Source organism: Hymenobacter armeniacus (assembly GCF_014699055.1).
Lineage (GTDB): Bacteria > Bacteroidota > Bacteroidia > Cytophagales > Hymenobacteraceae > Hymenobacter > Hymenobacter armeniacus.
Genome location: NZ_JACXAC010000002.1, coordinates 546,508 through 564,053, shown reverse-complemented (window position 1 = coordinate 564,053; position 17,546 = coordinate 546,508). Strand labels below are relative to the sequence as shown.

15 protein-coding genes are annotated in these 17,546 nt (G+C 62.0%); 7 read left to right on the top strand and 8 right to left on the bottom strand.

Translation table 11 applies throughout. From position 1 onward, the window contains the following. The first annotated feature begins 79 nt into the window (after positions 1-79). Together mdh and IC234_RS06825 are read left to right on the top strand one after the other, a co-directional pair. The gene (gene mdh, locus IC234_RS06830; protein WP_190923102.1) at positions 80-1,024 is read left to right on the top strand and encodes a malate dehydrogenase; all 945 of its coding nucleotides are present in this window, start codon (positions 80-82) and stop codon (positions 1,022-1,024) included. A gap of 119 nt (positions 1,025-1,143) precedes the next feature. Continuing rightward, positions 1,144-1,548 carry a hypothetical protein gene (locus IC234_RS06825; RefSeq protein ID WP_190923101.1) on the top strand — a complete coding sequence of 135 codons (405 nt, stop codon included), beginning with the start codon at positions 1,144-1,146 and terminating at the stop codon, positions 1,546-1,548. A 19-nt stretch (positions 1,549-1,567) separates the two neighbouring features. On the opposite strand, the gene IC234_RS06820 is transcribed toward IC234_RS06825, so the two are convergent. From IC234_RS06820 to mutL, 3 genes are all read right to left on the bottom strand, one after another. Beyond that, positions 1,568-2,476, bottom strand: coding sequence for a rhomboid family protein (locus IC234_RS06820; protein WP_190923100.1), 909 nt, complete (start codon positions 2,474-2,476; stop codon positions 1,568-1,570). A gap of 82 nt (positions 2,477-2,558) precedes the next feature. Next, positions 2,559-3,353, bottom strand: coding sequence for a rhomboid family intramembrane serine protease (locus tag IC234_RS06815; RefSeq protein ID WP_190923099.1), 795 nt, complete (start codon positions 3,351-3,353; stop codon positions 2,559-2,561). Positions 3,354-3,394: 41 nt separating this feature from the next. Further along, entirely contained in the window at positions 3,395-5,458 is a 2,064-nt protein-coding gene (gene mutL, locus IC234_RS06810) for a DNA mismatch repair endonuclease MutL (RefSeq protein WP_190923098.1), read from the bottom strand. Positions 5,459-5,767: 309 nt separating this feature from the next. Between mutL and IC234_RS06805 the strand changes: the two genes are divergently transcribed. Together IC234_RS06805 and bshA are read left to right on the top strand one after the other, a co-directional pair. Further along, the gene (locus tag IC234_RS06805; RefSeq protein ID WP_223827522.1) at positions 5,768-8,758 is read left to right on the top strand and encodes a glycoside hydrolase family 3 N-terminal domain-containing protein; all 2,991 of its coding nucleotides are present in this window, start codon (positions 5,768-5,770) and stop codon (positions 8,756-8,758) included. A 114-nt stretch (positions 8,759-8,872) separates the two neighbouring features. After that, entirely contained in the window at positions 8,873-10,009 is a 1,137-nt protein-coding gene (gene bshA, locus IC234_RS06800) for an N-acetyl-alpha-D-glucosaminyl L-malate synthase BshA (RefSeq protein WP_190923097.1), read from the top strand. Positions 10,010-10,215: 206 nt separating this feature from the next. Here the strand turns inward: bshA and IC234_RS06795 are convergent, their stop codons facing one another. Then, positions 10,216-10,752: a DUF7935 family protein gene (locus IC234_RS06795; protein WP_190923096.1), complete on the bottom strand. Its 537-nt coding sequence runs from the start codon at positions 10,750-10,752 to the stop codon at positions 10,216-10,218. 266 nt (positions 10,753-11,018) lie between these two features. On the opposite strand from IC234_RS06795, the gene IC234_RS06790 reads away from it, so the two are divergent. The 3 genes from IC234_RS06790 (at position 11,019) to IC234_RS06780 (ending at position 13,962) form a co-directional block, all read left to right on the top strand. Beyond that, on the top strand, positions 11,019-11,366 hold the full coding sequence (locus IC234_RS06790) for a HesB/IscA family protein (protein WP_046243208.1): 348 nt from the start codon (positions 11,019-11,021) through the stop codon (positions 11,364-11,366). A 158-nt stretch (positions 11,367-11,524) separates the two neighbouring features. After that, positions 11,525-13,738, top strand: a complete 2,214-nt coding sequence (locus tag IC234_RS06785) for a penicillin acylase family protein (protein ID WP_190923095.1) — start codon at positions 11,525-11,527, stop codon at positions 13,736-13,738. A 41-nt stretch (positions 13,739-13,779) separates the two neighbouring features. Continuing rightward, a complete protein-coding gene (locus IC234_RS06780; RefSeq protein ID WP_190923094.1) occupies positions 13,780-13,962 on the top strand; it encodes a hypothetical protein in 183 nt (60 codons plus the stop codon). Between the two features lie 87 nt (positions 13,963-14,049). Here IC234_RS06780 and IC234_RS06775 read toward each other — a convergent pair whose 3' ends face one another. The 4 genes from IC234_RS06775 to IC234_RS06760 form a co-directional block, all read right to left on the bottom strand. Continuing rightward, positions 14,050-14,556, bottom strand: coding sequence for a cupin domain-containing protein (locus IC234_RS06775; RefSeq protein WP_190923093.1), 507 nt, complete (start codon positions 14,554-14,556; stop codon positions 14,050-14,052). 43 nt (positions 14,557-14,599) lie between these two features. Next, positions 14,600-15,082, bottom strand: coding sequence for a hypothetical protein (locus tag IC234_RS06770; protein WP_190923092.1), 483 nt, complete (start codon positions 15,080-15,082; stop codon positions 14,600-14,602). A 27-nt stretch (positions 15,083-15,109) separates the two neighbouring features. Continuing rightward, positions 15,110-15,994: a ChaN family lipoprotein gene (locus tag IC234_RS06765; protein ID WP_190923091.1), complete on the bottom strand. Its 885-nt coding sequence runs from the start codon at positions 15,992-15,994 to the stop codon at positions 15,110-15,112. Between the two features lie 146 nt (positions 15,995-16,140). After that, the gene (locus IC234_RS06760; RefSeq protein ID WP_190923090.1) at positions 16,141-17,535 is read right to left on the bottom strand and encodes an ABC transporter permease; all 1,395 of its coding nucleotides are present in this window, start codon (positions 17,533-17,535) and stop codon (positions 16,141-16,143) included. Between the last annotated feature and the right edge of the window lie 11 nt (positions 17,536-17,546).

Below are 17,546 nucleotides of genomic sequence, written 5' to 3'. Positions count from 1 at the left end.
CTACATGCCTTTTGGTTGTGCCTTCCTTCGCGGGGAGGTACTTTTACCCGCGAAACTCCAACCCCCCAATTCTTTTCCTATGAAAGTTACCGTAGTCGGAGCCGGCAACGTGGGCGCAACCTGCGCCGATGTGCTCGCCACCCGTGAAATTGCCAACGAAATTGTACTGGTCGACATCAAGGAAGGCATCGCCGAAGGCAAAGCACTCGATATCTGGCAGAAATCGCCGATTATCGGCTACGACTCGCGCACCGTGGGCGTGACCAACGACTACGCCCGCACGGCCGGTTCCGACGTGGTGGTGATTACTTCGGGCCTGCCCCGCAAGCCCGGCATGAGCCGCGACGACCTGATTGGCATCAACGCCGGCATCGTGAAATCGGTGACCGAGCAGGTGGTGGCCCACTCCCCCAACGCCATCATCATCGTGGTGAGCAACCCGCTCGACGTGATGACCTACCAGGCCCACCTCACTGCCAAGCTGCCCCGCGAAAAGGTGTTTGGCATGGCCGGCATCCTCGACACGGCCCGCTACCGCGCCTTCCTGGCCGAGGCCCTGAACGTGAGCCCCAAAGACATTCAGGCCGTGCTGATGGGCGGCCACGGCGACACCATGGTGCCCCTGCCCCGCTACACCACCGTGGGCGGCATCCCCGTTACCGAACTGATTTCCAAAGAGAAGCTCGACGCCATTGTGCAGCGCACCGCCGTGGGCGGCGGCGAGCTGGTGAAGCTGATGGGCACTTCGGCCTGGTACGCACCCGGCGCGGCAGCGGCCCAAATGGTGGAAGCCATCGTGCGCGACCAGCGCCGCGTGTTCCCCGTGTGCCTGGAGCTGCAAGGCGAGTACGGCATCAACGGCGTGTACCTCGGCGCCCCGGTTATTCTGGGCAAAAACGGCGTGGAGCGCGTGATTGAGCTGCAGCTGAACGACGAGGAAAAGCAATTGCTCGAAACCTCGCGCGGCCACGTGAAAGAGGTAATGGACGCCCTCGACAAAATGAGCAGCGCCCAGCCGGCGTAATCAGTGCGACTCGGTGATAAAAGGCCAGCGCTGAAAAGCGCTGGCCTTTTTTATTCGTCACCCTGGCTGGCATTCTATGAGTACCTTGCCCTATTCTCATTCACTCCGCCGGTTGTACCATGAAACAAGAGCTCACCAATTCGTTCGATAAGGTATACCTGACCATCGAATTGGATGAGGCCAACGGCTGGATTTACAACAACTGGACCGGCGTGCTGCCCACCGAAACGGTGATTCGCGGCTGCCAGGCCACCATCGATTTCCTGCGCGGCAACCCCTGCCCCCAAATGCTGAACGACAACCGCGGAGTCATCGGCTCCTGGAGTTCGGCCAACGACTGGATTGCTCAAAACTGGGTGCCGCAGGTGCTGCGGCTGGGTCTCAAGCGCTTTGCCCACGTGGTGTCGCCCGGCATTTTCGGGCAAGCCTCGGCCGAGGAAATGGTGACGCGCGTGGGCACCCAATTTGAAATGCGCCTTTTTCAGGACATTGAAATGGCCAAAAGCTGGCTGCGCTCGGCATAACCAGCCTTCTGCGTCCTCATTACTGCTGGCTGGCGCGGAAGAGCTTTTGCTTTTCTTCCTTACTCAGGCTTTCGTAGCCGGAGCGCGAAATCTTGTCCAAAATGGTGTCGATTTCGTCTTGCAGGGGCTGGCCGGCGGGGGCAGGCTTCTTGGCGCCGCTGGCCGAGGCAGCGGCCACGGGCTCGGCGCGGCGCGGGGTGCTCACGCGCATGGCGGGCTGGCGGTGGGTGAGGTTGCTGAAGAAGTTGCCCACGGCCTGCACGGGGCGGCCCAGGTCGCGGCCGGCCTGCAGCTGCTTGATAAACACAAAACCGAGCAGGGCGCCGCCCAGGTGGGCAATTTCGCCGCCGGGGTTGCCGCCGTTCACGCCGGCCAGGGAAATGAGCACCACCACGGCCGCAATCCACTTAATCTTGACCGGGCCGATGAGAATCAGCATGAACGTGTAATCGGGCAGCAGCGTAGCGCCGGCCACGATGATGGCCGTAACGGCCGCCGACGCGCCCACCATGGGCGTGCCCACCCCGTCCTGAAACGCGGGCACGAAGTTGTAGGTGAGCAGAAACACCGCGGCCCCGGCCAGCGCGCCCAGGATGTAGATGCTCACCAGGCGCCGGTCGCCCAGGTATTCGCGCACCAGTTGCCCGAACCAGTAGAGGTTGAGCATGTTGAAGAGGATGTGAAAAAACTCCTCGTGCGTAAACGCATAGGTCAGGATGGTCCACGGGTGCCGGATGAGCACGGGAAAAGCCGAGGATATCTGAAACTGGCTGATGACGAGCGGGTAATACCCAATGGCGCTGCTGAACTTCAGGATGAACTTCAGCAGGATGAGGCCCGCAAACACCAGCACGTTCAGCCAGATGAGCTGGATGAGGGCGTTGTCGCGGCGGTTGAAAGCGGTACGGATATCTTGAACGATGCTCATGGCACGGGTCCGGGATTAAACAGATGCAACGAAATTTGCGCGCAGTTGGTGGCAATGCGCGGACGGATTTTTCGACCAGCTCTTAATAAAACCGCTCCCGGCCGCCTTCCCAGTACTTCACCACGAAGAAGCCGATGAGCAGGCCGCCGAGGTGGGCAAAGTGGGCCACGTTGTCGCCGGGCACGCGGTGCACGCCCTGGTAGAGCTCAATCAGGGTGTACCCAAACGCCAAGTACTTGGCCGCCACCGGAAACGGGAACGGAAAAATGAACAGCTTAGTGTTTGGAAACAAGTAGGCAAACGCGAAAATGAGGCCGAACAGCGCGCCCGAAGCGCCCAGCATGCCGCCAAATTTCGAGTTGCGGGTTTCTTCCACGGCGCCGTCCACGGCGTCGGTGGCGGCTTTGATGTATTCCTGGTTTTGCGGGTTGCGCTCCAGGGCGTGGGCCAGGGTTTGGTAGCCGGTGGCTTCCGGGAAATACGAGCTGAAGAAACGGTCGAAATCGGGGCCGTTCGGCGACTGGTGAAACTCCTGCCGGGCCTGTTCCATGCGGTAGCCTTCGTAGCCGCGCACGCCTTCGTAGAGCAGGCCCGCGCCCACGCCGCAAATCAGCCAGAAGGTGAGGAAGCGCGACGCCCCCCAGCGCTGTTCCAGCAGCGGCCCAAACACCATCAGCCCCAGCATGTTGGAAAACAAGTGCCCCCAGCCGGCGTGCAGAAACATGTACGTAAAGAACTGCCACGGAAAGAAGTACGGCGAACCGATGGGATACAGGCTGCCGATTTGGGTGAGGAGCGGCAGCAGGTTCATTTGGGCCAGCAGAAACGCGACGTTCACAATCAAGAGGTTGCGAACGGTGGGGGTGATGTTGAACATGCAGGGAGGATAGGGCGCCGCGCAAGCCGCGCGGCCGGGGCTTACTTACGGAAAAAATCGGCCAGTTGCTGCCCGTCGAGCAGCACCAGGGTTTTGCGCCCGTCGGGGGTGTAGCCGGGGGTTTGGCAGGCAAAAAGGCGGTCGGCTAGGGCGTTGAGCTCGGCTTCGGGCAGGCGGGTGGCGGCGGTGCTGGCGGCCACCCGCCGGGCCAGGGCGCGCGCCAGGCCCTCGCTTTGGTCGAGCTTAAGCGGGCCGGCGGCCGTGCGGAACTGCTCAATCAGGCTTTCTAGCAGCTCCTTTTCATTTTGGGGCGGCATGCCGGCCGGAATGGCCTCCACGGCAATGGTGTTGGGCCCGAACTCCACGAAGATGAAGCCCAGCGCGTGCAGCGGCTCGGTGAGCTCGCGCAGCACGGCAAAGTCGGCGGGCGAAAACGTGACCGTGCGGGGGAAGAGCAGCGTTTGCGACGTGCCCACGGCCCGGCCCAGCTCCTGCCGGTACTGCTCGTAGAGAATCCGCTCGCGGGCCGCTTCCTGGTCAATCAGCAGCACGCCCGACTTCACCGGCACCAGCACGTAGCGCTGCTGCACCTGCAGGGCCCGGCTGCCCGGGCCGCCTTCGCGCGCCGGCGTGGCGGTACTGGCTTCGGGCGCCGCAAACGCCAGGGAAAAGTCGGTGGGGGCCGGCGCGGCCGGCGCAACGGGCTCGGCCGGAAAGTCGGCTTCGAAACTGCGCACCACGGGGTTGTCGGCCCCCACGGCCTGGTCGTCGCGCACGGGCTGGCCCAGCTCGCGGTAAAATGCTTCCAGCTCGCGCCGGGCCTGCTCGGTGGGGCGGGGCGGCAGGCCGCGCTCGTAGCCGTCGCGCCGCACCTCGGGCGAAAAGTTGGAGAAGCCCGAGCTGTTGGCCGAGGGGCCGCGGGTAGCGGCCGCGGCCGCCGCGGCCAGGGCATCGGGGCGGTAGGCGTCGTGGCTGGCGGCGGCGCGGGCCGCGGGCGTGGCGGCGGGCAGGTGGTCGTGGGCCGTGACGGGCGCCTCGCCGGTGCCTTTGCCGGCCCGCAATGGCCGGATGGGCGCAAAATTCACGTCGCCGTCGAAGTCCAGCGACGGCGCGATGTTGTGGATGCCCAGGCTTTGCTTCACGGCGGCGCGCACCACGGCGTAGACGGTTTTCTCGTCCTCGAACTTTATTTCCGTCTTCGTGGGGTGCACGTTGATGTCGATGGCCTTAGGGTCGAGTTCCAGAAACAGCACGTAGAACGGGTGCGTGTCGCGGGCCAGCAGGCCTTCGTAGGCCGCCAGCACGGCGTGGTTGAGGTAGGCAGAGCGGATGAAGCGGTTGTTGACGAAGAAAAACTGGTCGCCCCGGCTTTTCTTGCTCGACTCAGGCTTGCCCACGAAGCCGCGCACCGAGATGGAATGCGTCACTTCCTCGCAAGCCGCCAACTGCTCCTTATAGCCATTGCCCAGCAAGGCCACAATGCGCTGGCTGAGCTTGCCGGCCGGCAAGCCAAACACTTCCAGGTCGTTCTGATAGAGCGAGAAGGCAATCTGCGGGTTGGCCAGCGCCACGTGCTGAAACTCGTCGAGGATGTGCCGCATCTCCACGGCGTTGCTCTTGAGAAAGTTGCGCCGGGCGGGCACGTTGAAAAACAGGTTTTTGACGGAGATGCTGGTGCCGTCGGGGCAGGCGGTGGGCTGCTGGCTGGTCACCTGCGAGCCCTCCACCAGCAGCAGGGTGCCGGTGTCGTGCTCACGCTGCTTGGTGCGGATTTCGACCTGGGCCACGGCCGCGATGCTGGCCAGGGCCTCGCCCCGGAAGCCCAGCGTGCGGATTTTGAACAGGTCTTCGGTCGAGCGGATTTTGCTGGTGGCGTGGCGCTCCAGGCTCATGCGGGCGTCGGTGGGGCTCATGCCGGCGCCGTTGTCGACGACCTGGACGAGCTGCTTGCCGGCTTCTTTCACAATGAGTTGCACCTGGGTGGCGCCGGCGTCGACGGCGTTTTCCAGCAGCTCCTTCACCACCGAAGCGGGGCGCTGCACCACTTCGCCGGCCGCAATTTGGTTGGCGAGGTACTCGGGAAGCAGGTGGATAATATCGGGCATTTCGAAAGTCAGATGGCGGGTAGAGAGAAAAGAGCGCAGCTGCGCTAACGGGCACGCAGACAAGCGAAAACGTACCCGGCAATAACCGGAAACTGAACACGTTGTAAACCCTCGACGGGGTTTTCTGCGTACCTTCGCGGCTAAATAGCGGAGTTCCAGCTTGAAATTTTCTGGCAGTGCCAGCAGGTTTTCAAGCCGCAACCGGCTTCGTTTGGAACCTCCAAACCCGGCCGGCGGGTTCCGCTGCTACCCACGACAAAAGTACGGCCCCCGCGGCCCGTTTGCCTCTTGAATCAACCCAATCACTCCATGGGGCTCCTGCGCATCCCTCTTCAGCTGAGCCTGGCCGCTTTGCTGCTGGCCGCGGGCCTTCTGCTGTCGTTTTCGGAAGTAAAAAAGCTGCCCGCCGACCCGCTGCCGGCGTCGCCCAAGGAGATGGCCTGGGTCGACAGCGTGTTCAACTCGCTCACGCCCGAGCAGCGCCTGGGCCAGCTCTTCATGGTAGCCGCCTACTCCAACAAGGACCGCAGCCACGTGGAGCGCATCGAGCGCCTGGTGCGCAACCAATACATCGGCGGGGTGATGTTTTTGCAGGGTGGCCCCAAGCGCCAGGCCTTGATGACCAACCGCTTGCAGGCCGCCGCCAAGGTACCCCTGCTCATTGCCATGGACGCCGAATGGGGCCTCGACATGCGCCTCGACTCCTCGGCCCACTACGCCAAGCAAATGACGCTGGGCGCCATGGACGACCCCAAGCTGGTGTACCAAATGGGCCGCGACATTGCCCGCAAGATGCGCGCCCTGGGCGTGCACATCGACTTCGCGCCGGTGATTGACGTGAACTCCAACCCCGGCAACCCCGTCATCGGCAACCGCTCGTTTGGCGAAGACCAGAACCGGGTGGGCGCGCTGGGCATTCAGTACATCAAGGGTTTGCAGGAAAATGGCATCATGGCCGTGGCCAAGCACTTCCCCGGCCATGGCGACACCGACACCGACTCGCACGTGTCGCTGCCGGTCATCAACACCGACCTGGCCCGGCTGCAAAAAGTCGACTTGGTGCCGTTTCAGCAGTCGTTTGAGGCGGGCGTGATGGGCGTGATGGTGGCCCACCTCTACATGCCGCTCTTCGACACCACCAACGCCAAAACCACCACGCTGTCGCGGGCCCTGGTGACGGACCTGCTCAAGGACAAGATGGGCTTTAAGGGCCTGGTTTTCACCGACGCGCTCAACATGAAGAGCGTGAGCAAGCTCTACAAAGACGGCGAGCTGGACGCCATGGCCCTGGCCGCCGGCAACGACGTGTTGCTGTTTTCGGAAGACGTGCCGGCCGCGCTCAAGCGCATTCAGGAGGCAGCGGCCAATGGCGCCTTGAAACAGGAAGATTTGGACCTGCGCATCAAAAAGATTTTGCGCGCTAAGTACTGGGCCGGCCTGGCCAACTACAAACCGGCGCGCCTCACCACGCTGCGCGACAGCCTGAACCAACCCTACACCAAAGTACTGGCGCAGAATATTTTTGAGCACGCGGTGACGGTGGTGAAGAACGACGACAAGCTCCTCCCCTTCCAACGCCTCGACACGCTGCGCATTGCGGCTATCACCATCGGCACGCAGGCCGAAGGGCCGTATGCCACCATTTTCAACAAGTACCAGCCCGGCCCGGTGTACGCCGTGCCCGACCGCTACGCCCCGGACAGCACCTTTGCCCGCATTGCCAGCCGCCTCACGGGCTACAACGTGGTGGTGGTGAGCCTGCACGCCATGAACAACACGCCCAGCCACAGCTACGGCATCGGCGACGGAGCGCTGAAATTCATCAAGCAGCTCGAAGCCAACAAGGGTTTCAAAACCGTGGTGGTGGCCATGGGCAACGCCTACTCCCTGAAGTTTCTGGAAGACGCCCGCACGCTGGTGTGCGGCTACGAAGACCACTACGCCGCGCAGCTGGTGGTGCCGCAGGTGCTGTTTGGCGCGCTGCCGGCCCGCGGCAAACTGCCCGTCACGGTGTCGCCCACCATGAAGGTTACGACCGGCCTTGCCACCCCCGACCTGCACCGCCTGCGCTACGCGGCGCCCGAAAGCCAGGGCCTGAGCTCCCGCGTGCTGGCCCAGATTGACAACATTGCCCTCGAAAGCCAGACCTACGCCGCCGCCCCCGGCTGCCAGGTGCTGGTGGCCAAAAACGGCACGGTGGTGTTCGACCAGAGCTACGGCTACTGCACCTACGACCAGTCTCAGCCCGTGACCAGCAGCACCTTGTACGACTTGGCCTCGGTGACGAAAGTGGCCGGCACGCTGCAGGCCGTAATGTACCTCAAGGACCAGGGCAAGCTCAGCATCGAAGAAAAAGTGGCCACCTACCTGCCCGAGCTGGCCCGCACCAACAAGCGCGACATGACCGTGCGCGACGTGCTGCTGCACCAGGCCGGTCTCAAACCGGGCATCCCGACCTGGGAGCGCACCATGCGCGACGGCCAGCTCAAGCCCACGTTCTACGCCAGCATCCGCTCCGACGACTTCCCCAACGAAGTGGCGCCTGGCGAGTACAGCACCAAGGCCGCCGACGACTCGGTGTGGGCCTGGACCATGCGCTCGGGCCTGTTGCCCAAGGTGAAAGGGAAGTATCCCACGGAGTACTCGGACCTGAGCTTCATCGTGATGAAACGGGTGTGCGAGAAGATTCTAAAGCAGCCCATTGAGAACTTCCTGCAGGACAACTTCTACCGGCCGCTGGGCCTGGGCAGCATGACGTATAATCCGTTGCAGCGCTTCCCCAAAAGTTGCATCGCGCCCACCGAAAAGGATACCTATTACCGCCGCGAGCAGCTGCAGGGCACCGTGCACGACCAAACCGCGGCCTTAGTGGGCGGCGTGGGCGGCCACGCCGGCCTCTTCGCCACCGCCAACGACCTGGCCGTGCTTATGCAGATGAACCTGCAAAACGGCAACTACGGCGGCGTGCGCTACTTCCAGAACCCGGTGGTTTCGGAGTTCGCCCGGCCCCAAAACGGCGGCCGCCGCGGCCTGGGCTGGGACCACGGCGACCCCAGCAAGCCCGAAGGCCCCACCAGCAACCTCTCGCCGGCCAGCACCTTCGGCCACACCGGCTTCACGGGCACCTGCGTGTGGATGGACCCGGACAACAACATCCTCTACGTCTTCCTCTCCAACCGCGTGTACCCCGACGCCGGCAACAACAAGCTGCGCCAGTACAACATCCGCACCCGGATTCATGAGGTGATTTACAAGTCGTTGGCGGCGGGCACGAAGGTGGTGGCCGACAGCGGCCGTTAACCGCAACGATTCGAGCGGAATGTTGTATTTGCACACGGTTTAGCGTGCGCATTAACATCTCGGTCCTTTTCCGGTTAGGCAAAACGCGAAGCTCATTTTCGCGTTAGCTTCTCTATGAACATCGGCATCGTTTGTTATCCCACGTTTGGCGGCTCGGGCGTGGTGGCCACGGAACTGGGCAAGGCCCTGGCCCAGCGCGGCCACCGCGTGCACTTCATCACCTACAGCCAGCCGGTGCGGCTCGACTTCTTCAACGAGAACCTCTTCTACCACGAGGTGTATGTGCCGGCCTATCCGCTGTTCCAGTTCCCGCCCTACGAGCTGGCCCTGACCAGCAAGATGGTCGACATCGTGCAAAACGAAAAGCTCGACGTGCTGCACGTGCACTACGCCATTCCGCACGCTTCGGCGGCCTACATGGCCAAGCAGATTCTGCGTTCACGCGGCATCAACATTCCGGTCGTCACCACGCTGCACGGCACCGACATCACGCTGGTGGGCAAGGATTCCAGCTTCGAGCCGGTGGTCACGTTCAGCATCAACCAGAGCGACGGCGTAACGTCGGTTTCTGATGACTTGCGGCGCGAAACCTACCAGTACTTTGCGGTTGAGAAAGACATCACCGTCATCCCCAACTTCATTGACCTGCACCGCTTCCGCAAGCAGGAAAAAAGCCATTTCCGGGCCGCCATCGCGCCCGAAGGCGAGAAGCTGCTCATTCACACCAGCAACTTCCGCACCGTGAAGCGGGTGGAAGACGTGCTGCGCATCTTTGTGGGCGTGCGGGAGCAGATTCCGGCCAAGCTGCTGCTGGTGGGCGACGGCCCCGACCGCAACCGCATGGAAAAGCTGGCCCGCGACCTCGACGTGCACCGCGACCTGCGCTTCTTGGGCAAGCTCGAAGCCGTGGAGGAAGTGCTCAGCGTGGGCGACTTGTTCCTGATGCCGTCGGAAAACGAAAGCTTCGGCCTCGCCGCGCTCGAAGCCATGGCCTGCGAAGTGCCCGTGGTGAGCACCAATGCCGGCGGCATACCCGAGCTGAACGTGCACGGCGTGACGGGCATGATTAGCGACATCGGCGACGTGCCCGACATGGTGAAAAACGCCCTCTACGTGCTCGACGACGAAAACCTGCCGCGCTTCAAAGCCGCTGCCCGCGCCCGGGCCGAGGAGTTTGCCGTGGAGAACATCGTGCCGCGCTATGAGGAGTGCTACCAACGAGCCATTGAGGCCGTGAGCGCAGCGGTATAGAATCCTACCGGTCATTGCGAGGGCGCAGCCCGTGGCAAACGAAGTTCAGCGTAGCTAATCCTTTCTCTCTGCGCGACCAGCCTTGAGATGCGCTAACCCAATCAAAAAGCCCCGGCACTGCATAGTGCCGGGGCTTTTCACATTAAAAGGCTGGTTGCTGCGACCAGGACGGATTGCTTCGCTGCGCTCGCAATGACAGCTGATTCCTAAAACAAGCTCGCCGCCTCGTTCTTCACCACCGCAATGGCTTGGGCAGTGGGCTCGGCGCCGTCCATCATCAGGCCTTCCAGAATGCGCTTGGCCAGCTCGGTGCCACGGGCCTGAGCGGGATTCTGGATGCCGTGGAAGGCGCGGTTTACCATGGTGAGCACGTTTTCTTTGGCTTCCTTCACCAGCGTCCAGGCGTCGGCCGAGATGTAGAGCTGCTGCGAGAGGTTGTGCTCGTACTCGGCCCGGATTTCCTGCTGCAGCAGGCGGTGAAACTCCGGCGCGGTGGAACCGGCGCTGCTCAAGCGCACCAGAATATTGTTGGGCGAAATGCGCTCCAGAAACAGGATGGCGCGCTCGTAGGCCTGCAGGCGCAGGGGCAGCGTGGTTTTATTGCTTTCGAGCCGCAGCTCGATGAGGCGGCGCTGCTGCTCTTTTTCCAGAAACTCTTTGAACAGGAAATAAATGGCCCCGGCCACGATTAGCGCGGGCAGAATGATTTTGAGCAGGTCGTAGAAATAGGTGGTCGAATCCATTAGTTAAGTTGTCAGATTTACTGAACGTCATGCCGGGCGCCGCGTAGCATCACGCGTGCTTTAGCTAACTAGTTACCCCACGCGCAATGCTGCGCGGCGCCCGGCATGACCGGTTTGGTTAAACGCGCGCCGCAAGGCGCTATTGCGCAAACTTACGCCGTGAACCGCCGGCCCCCAACTGCTGTTTACCCCCCGAAACAACCGCGCACAACCCACGACCGGCTGCCGTATCTTTGCTATCCATCTCTCTTTAAATCGACTTTCACATGGCTGCTGTTGCCACCCTCGCCCCCATTAGCCTCACCGACCGCGCCCTGGTCGAAGTGAAAAACATCATTCAGGAAAAGAACGTCCCGGCCGACTACGGCCTGCGCATTGGTGTGCAGGGCGGCGGCTGCTCGGGCATGAGCTACCTGCTGGGTTTCGACAAAGCCAAAGACGCCGACGAGACCTACGACCTCGACGGCCTCAAGCTCATCATGGATAAGAAGCACGCCATGTACGTGCTGGGCATGGAAGTCGACTTCCAGGACGGCCTCAACGCCCGCGGCTTCGTCTTCAACAACCCCCAGGCCAAGAGCACCTGCGGCTGCGGCTCGTCGTTTTCGGCGTAAGCATTTATCATCGTCTGTCATCCTGAGCGCAGCGAAGGACCCTATCAAGCCTGAACAAGTCGTTCAAACGTGAGAAGGTCCTTCGCTGCGCTCAGGATGACAGCAGAGTCAAAAAGCCCCGGCCCACCAGCCGGGGCTTTTTCGTTTACTTTCGTGCCATGCGCTTTTTCTCCGTTCGCTATTTCTTAGTACTGCCGGCATTGCTGGCCGGCGCCGCCGCCCAGGCCCAGAAATTCACGGCCCCGGAGCTGGCCCGCTGGAAGCAGCAGGCCCAGCAGGTGAGCATCACGCGCGACACCTGGGGCGTGCCGCACATCTATGGCAAAACCGACGCCGACGCGGTGTTTGGCCTGCTGTATACGCAGTGCGAGGACGATTTTGAGCGCGTAGAGGCTAACTATCTCGATGCCATTGGTCGCCAGGCCGAAGTGGACGGCGAAGCGGCGCTCTACCACGACTTGCGGGCCCGCTTGTTCATGGACAGCACCCAGGCCCTGGCCATTTACCGCAAGAGCCCGCCCGAGATGAAGAAGCTGCTCGACGCCTTCGCGGCGGGCACCAACTACTACCTTGCCACCCACCCCACCGTGCGGCCCAAGCTGCTGCGCCGCTTCCAGCCCTGGATGCCGCTCATGTTCAGCGAGGGCAGCATTGGGGGCAACATCAGCGTGGTGAGCATGGAGCGGCTAAAGGCCTTTTACAGCCAGAAGAAATCCAGCCCGTGGATAGACACCGACTTCGAGAAGAAGGACCGGGAGCCCACCGGCTCCAACGGTTTCGCCATTGCGCCCGCTAAAACGGCCAACGGCCACGCCCTGCTGCTCATCAACCCGCACACCTCGTTTTACTTCCGCTCTGAGGTGCAGATGGTGAGCCAGCAGGGCCTGAATGCCTACGGCGCCGTGACCTGGGGCCAGTTTTTTGTGTACCAGGGCTTTAATGAGCACTGCGGCTGGATGCACACTTCCAGCCAAGCCGACTCGATGGACGAATACCTGGAAGCCATTGAGAAGAAGAACGGGGCGTTTTTCTACAAATACGGCGGCAAACTGCGGCCCGTGCAGGTAGAGAAAGTGTCGTTGCCGTACCGCGACGGCGACCGGATGCTGCGCAAAGAATTCACCATTTACCGCACGCACCACGGCCCCATCGTGGGCCAGAAAACCGACCAGCAATGGGTGGCCGTGCGCATGATGAACGAGCCGCTGGCGGCCTTGCAGCAGTCGTATCTGCGCACCAAAGCCACGGGCTACACCAGTTTTCAGGAAGTAATGAAGCTGAACGGCAACGCGTCCAACAACACGGTTTTTGCCGACAGCAAGGGCAGCATTGCCTATTGGCACGGCAATTTTATGCCCCGTCGCGACGCCAAATTTGACTGGAGCCAGCCCGTGGACGGCAGCAACCCCGCCACCGAGTGGAAGGGCTTCCACGGCGTGAACGAGCTGGTGCAGGTGCACAACCCCGCCAGCGGCTTCATTCAGAACTGCAACTCTACGCCCTACACCGTGTCGGGCCCCGGCAGCAGCCCGGTGGCGGCTAAGTATCCGAAATACATGGCGCCCGATGCCGAAAACTACCGTGGCCTCAACGCCGTGCGCGTGCTCAGCCGCAAAGCCGTATTCAGCCTCGACACGTTGATTGCCGCCGCCGACGACCCGCACCTCACCGCCTTCGACGACATGCTGCCGCCGCTGCTCACGGCCTACCAGCCCACCTCGGCCGAAAAGGCCGCGGCCCCGGCCCTCGACGAGGCCGTGCAGGTGCTGCGCGCCTGGAACCACAACTACAGCAAAACCTCGGTGGCCCAAACCGTGGCCATCTATTGGGCCGAGCGGCTGCTGGCCAAGGCCCGCGCCCGGGTGCCCGCCGCCCAGCCGCAACTCGACTACATCAGCTTCACCAAGTTTGCCCTGGCCGACACCAGTCCGGCCGAAAAAGTGGCTGCCCTCACCGAAGCCCTCGACGACCTGACCCGCGACTTTGGCACCTGGAAAATGCCCTGGGGCGACGTCAACCGCTTCCAGCGCCTCACCGGCAAGGTGCAGGAAACGTACGACGACCAGCAGACCAGCCTGCCGGTGGCGTTTACGTCGTCGGCCTGGGGCTCGCTGGCCGCGTTTGGGGCGCGCACCTACCCCGGCACCAAAAAGCGCTACGGCAACGTGGGCAACAGCTTCGTGGCGGTGGTGGAGTTCGGGCCGCGCATCACGGCGCGCTCCGTGGTGACGGGGGGCCAGAGCAGCCGGCCGGGCACGCCGCATTTCACCGACCAGGCCGATTTGTACGCCAACGGCCGCTTCAAAGAAGTGCGCTTCTACCCCGAAGACGTAAAGGCCCACACGGAGAAAACTTACCATCCAGGCGAGTAGTCGCTTCCGCTCTATTATTTCTCACTTCACTCGCTCAGCCCATGGACATTAAATATCTCTCCGATGACAAAGGAAAAATAACCGGCGTCTTCATCCCCATCGAAGAATGGGAGCGCCTGCAAAAGCAGTACAACATCACCGAAGAGGCCCCGGCCGACTCGGGCGCCAAGCTCCAGCAGTCGCTGGCCGACGCGCTGAAAAAAGCGAAGCCCAGCGAAGAATAGCCAAGCGGCGCCTCCAAAAAACGCGACTTGCACTGTACAAAAAAAGTCCGGCGGTGCCGGGCTTTTCGTATTTCTTCTCCCCGCAGACTAGCGGCCGAAGTCGTCCTGCACGCGCACGATGTCGTCCTCGTCCGAAGGATTGGCGGCGTCGGTGTGCTGCCAGATTTCGGCCAGCACGCCCCAGTCTTTCAGGCCTACCAGGCGGTGGCGCTCGCCCTGCTTCAGCACAATGCGCTCGCCCACCTGATGGGTTTTCACCTCGCCCTGCTCGTCGGTGTCGCTGGTGGCCACGCCCACCGGGCCCTGCACCACCTGCCAGATTTCGGCACGGCGGTGGTGGTACTGCCAGCTCAGACGCTGGTGCGGCGCCACTACCAGCACCTTGGGGCTCAGCTTGCCCGCAATGCGCAGGTTATCAACCGACAGGCCATTGAAATAGGTATCGGCAAATTGCTGCGCCTGGTCTTCGTCAATCACGAAAAAACCACCCCAGGGGCGCGTGGGGTCTTCCTTGGCAATGGTGAAGCCCTGCTGCTGCAGTTGGGCGGCTATTTGCTGGAAAAGGGCTTGTTTTTCGGTGTTGGGGTCCTGCATGGATTCGCCTTAAGGTCAATTTGCCTGAAATAGGGGCTGCAAGTTACGGTCTTCCGATTTGTTGAAACGGCTGGTTGAGCCGTTGCATTTGCCTTGGCACGCGCTTGGCGAGGTAGCTTGCCAGAGCCATTGCATCTCGGCCTTCTTTCAGGGTATCGAGGGGGAAAACCAATCGGCGGCGTCCGGTGCGCACCACCAGGATGTCCGTCACTCTCAGCGCCTGCCAGATGGCAGCAATCCCGATGGCGCCGGGAATGAGGGGCGTTACCAAGGTTTCGACGTAAAAATGACCACGCCCGTACAACAGAAACATCAACAGCCGATTGGCGGTGAAAACTGAAAAACCGAGGCAGAGCAGGCCCACCACCAGCAGCACGACCCAGTTTTGCACCGATTTGCCTCTGGTAACATTGGCCTCGCGCAATTCCGAGTACCCAATGTGTTCAAACGCAAACCGACTGCGCAGCCGGTGCAGGCCTTGCTCGTCAAGACCAAATTCAGGGGTTTCGAAGGCGTATTGGCTCATAAAGCATGAGGGTGGCGCGACTCGGAATTAGTAGGTCTTACTAGCGTCGGCCGGCACCACCACCACGTAATCGGCCACATTCAGCTGCTCCTTTTCCAGCGTCTGCAGCTGCTCCTGCGTCACCACGCTCAGGGTGCGCACGCGCAGCTTGGGCGCGTATTGGCGCAGGTAGGCCACAATGCCGTCGTGGTGGTCGGAATGGTAGCTGCCGTTGAAGTGCAGCAGGGTTTGGCCGGGCTGGCGGCTGGCGGCTATGAAATGGGCCATGGTGGCGTCCTTCAAAGCCTGGGCCTGAATGATGTTCTGGGCCCCGCCGCCGTGGGCGCTGCCCGCGCCGCCAAACATGGCCGCCATGTTTTTGTAGCCGGGCAGGTCGTAGTCCACCTTCAGCGGCAGTGGCGCCAGCAGGGCGCGGTCGGTAGCGGGCAGGTTATCGAGGGCCGTGAGGCTGCGCTGGGCCACTACCCGGGCGAAGGGCCGCGGGGCATTGGTGCCGATAACAGGAATCTTCTTGTCGCGGACAAACTGCAGCAGCGGGCGGTAGTCGGTGCCGTAGTTGGGCCACGGGCGGGCCAGGCGCTCGAAGGTCGTATCGGCCAGCATGCCGACGGCGTATTGCGCCACCAGCGGCTGTACGTCGCGCTCAAACATCTCCATACCCAGCACCAGTTGGCCGGGCTTCTTCAGCTTCAGCAGGTCTTTGGCCACCTGCAGTTCCAGCCAGTGGGCCAGGGCATCGTTGTGCTGCTCGCCGAAGAGCACCACGTCGGCTTGGGCCAGCTCGGCCAGCATCTGGTCGTAGTCGGCTGCCTGGCCGGTGGCGGTGAAAAGGCGGTAGGCCGGCCGGTCGCCCACGAAGCTGGCGAGGCCGATGAGAAGCAACAGGAAGCTAGTGAGGCGAAGGAATCGCATGGAATGAGCGGGTGTGATTATAAAAGAACGTCATGCTGGGCTTGTCGAAGCATCTCTACCGCAGCAGTAATTGGTTACTCTCCGCGGTAGAGATGCTTCGACAAGCCCAGCATGACGTTCAAAGTTCGTCAGGCAAGCCTGATTGTTTACCCTTTATAGAACATCCACTTGCCTAGCTCTTTATACGTCACCTTCTTGCCGTACATCAGCACGCCCACGCGGTAGATGCGGGCCGCCACCCACACCGTGCCAATAAAGCCCAGGATGAGCAGGAAAATGGACAAGGCCAGCTGCCACATCGGCACGCCAAACGGCAGGCGAATGACCATGGCAATGGGCGAGGTAAACGGTATCATCGACATCCAGAAAGCCACCGGTCCGTCGGGGTTGCGCAGAATGACCGACACGCCCACGATGTAGCTCAGGATGAGCGGCATGGTGATGGGAAACATGAACTGCTGGGTATCGGTCTGGTCGTCGACGGCCGCGCCCACCGCCCCAAACAGCGCGCCGTAGAGCAGATAGCCGCCCAGGAAGTAGATGATGAAACCGAACAGGATGGTGCCGATGGGCAAGTTGCCGAGCGTGGCGAAAATGTTCATCCGTTTGCCGGGGTCCATGTTTTTGGTGGAGCTGTCCACGCCCTTGTCGAACCGCTCGCCGGCGCTTTGCGGCTCGTCGGCAGTCGTTGCGGCCGCTCCTGGCGCATCGGGAGCAGGGCTGGCCGCCACTTCGGTTTTGGGCTTGTCCGTCTTCGTCACCATCGGCAGCAGCACCGAGCTAACCCCGAACGACAACAGGCCCCACATCAGGAACTGCGTGAGGCCCACGGCGGCAATGCCCACAATCTTGCCCATCATCAGGTCAAACGGCTTCACCGACGACAGCATCACTTCCATGATGCGGCTCGACTTCTCCTCCCCCACACCGCGCATAATCTGCACGCCGTAGATGAAAATGAACAGGTAAATGGCCAGCGCCAGCGCATACGCCGTGCCCGACGTGGCCAGGGCGTTGCTGTCGGCTTCCTTGCCGGTCTCGTCGAGGCTGATGGCCTGCAGGTCCACCTTCGAGCGCAGGCGGTCGAGCTGGTCCTGCGAGAGGCCCGACTTCTGCATTTTCAATTCCGAAAACGCCTTGTTGAGGGCATTTTCCACGGCCAGCTGCTTTTTCAGGCTGATGTTGCCCTTGCCGAAGAACTGCACGCCCTGGGGCTTCTCCACGTCGAGGCCAGCGGGCAGGTACACTAGGCCGTCGTGCTTGGCTTTCTGGAAGCCCTTTTTGGCGTCGGCCAGCGTGCCGGTGGCGGTTTCGAAGCGCAGCTGCGGCGTGCTTACCAAGTGGCTGGCCACGTTCAGGCCGGAATCGTCGCGCACTTCCACCACGTCGGTGGTGTCGTTGTCGGAGCTGGCAATTTTGGCGATGAACACGCCGAAGCCTGCCAGCAGCAGCGGCACGGCCAGCGTGAGGATGATAAAGGCCCGTTTGCGTACCCGGGTGAGGTATTCGCGTTGGGCAACGAGTAGAAATTTAGAAGCCATGATGAATGGGT

What these genes read in the sequence shown, in the direction of transcription:
- mutL (WP_190923098.1), bottom strand. Translation starts at nt 5,458, where the DNA reads ATGCCCGATATTATCCACCTGCTTCCCGAGTACCTCGCCAACCAAATT.
- IC234_RS06765 (WP_190923091.1), bottom strand. Translation starts at nt 15,994, where the DNA reads ATGCGATTCCTTCGCCTCACTAGCTTCCTGTTGCTTCTCATCGGCCTC.
- IC234_RS06805 (WP_223827522.1), top strand. Translation starts at nt 5,768, where the DNA reads ATGGGGCTCCTGCGCATCCCTCTTCAGCTGAGCCTGGCCGCTTTGCTG.
- mdh (WP_190923102.1), top strand. Translation starts at nt 80, where the DNA reads ATGAAAGTTACCGTAGTCGGAGCCGGCAACGTGGGCGCAACCTGCGCC.
- IC234_RS06795 (WP_190923096.1), bottom strand. Translation starts at nt 10,752, where the DNA reads ATGGATTCGACCACCTATTTCTACGACCTGCTCAAAATCATTCTGCCC.
- IC234_RS06790 (WP_046243208.1), top strand. Translation starts at nt 11,019, where the DNA reads ATGGCTGCTGTTGCCACCCTCGCCCCCATTAGCCTCACCGACCGCGCC.
- IC234_RS06770 (WP_190923092.1), bottom strand. Translation starts at nt 15,082, where the DNA reads ATGAGCCAATACGCCTTCGAAACCCCTGAATTTGGTCTTGACGAGCAA.
- IC234_RS06820 (WP_190923100.1), bottom strand. Translation starts at nt 2,476, where the DNA reads ATGAGCATCGTTCAAGATATCCGTACCGCTTTCAACCGCCGCGACAAC.
- IC234_RS06785 (WP_190923095.1), top strand. Translation starts at nt 11,525, where the DNA reads ATGCGCTTTTTCTCCGTTCGCTATTTCTTAGTACTGCCGGCATTGCTG.
- IC234_RS06815 (WP_190923099.1), bottom strand. Translation starts at nt 3,353, where the DNA reads ATGTTCAACATCACCCCCACCGTTCGCAACCTCTTGATTGTGAACGTC.
- IC234_RS06775 (WP_190923093.1), bottom strand. Translation starts at nt 14,556, where the DNA reads ATGCAGGACCCCAACACCGAAAAACAAGCCCTTTTCCAGCAAATAGCC.
- IC234_RS06780 (WP_190923094.1), top strand. Translation starts at nt 13,780, where the DNA reads ATGGACATTAAATATCTCTCCGATGACAAAGGAAAAATAACCGGCGTC.
- bshA (WP_190923097.1), top strand. Translation starts at nt 8,873, where the DNA reads ATGAACATCGGCATCGTTTGTTATCCCACGTTTGGCGGCTCGGGCGTG.
- IC234_RS06760 (WP_190923090.1), bottom strand. Translation starts at nt 17,535, where the DNA reads ATGGCTTCTAAATTTCTACTCGTTGCCCAACGCGAATACCTCACCCGG.
- IC234_RS06825 (WP_190923101.1), top strand. Translation starts at nt 1,144, where the DNA reads ATGAAACAAGAGCTCACCAATTCGTTCGATAAGGTATACCTGACCATC.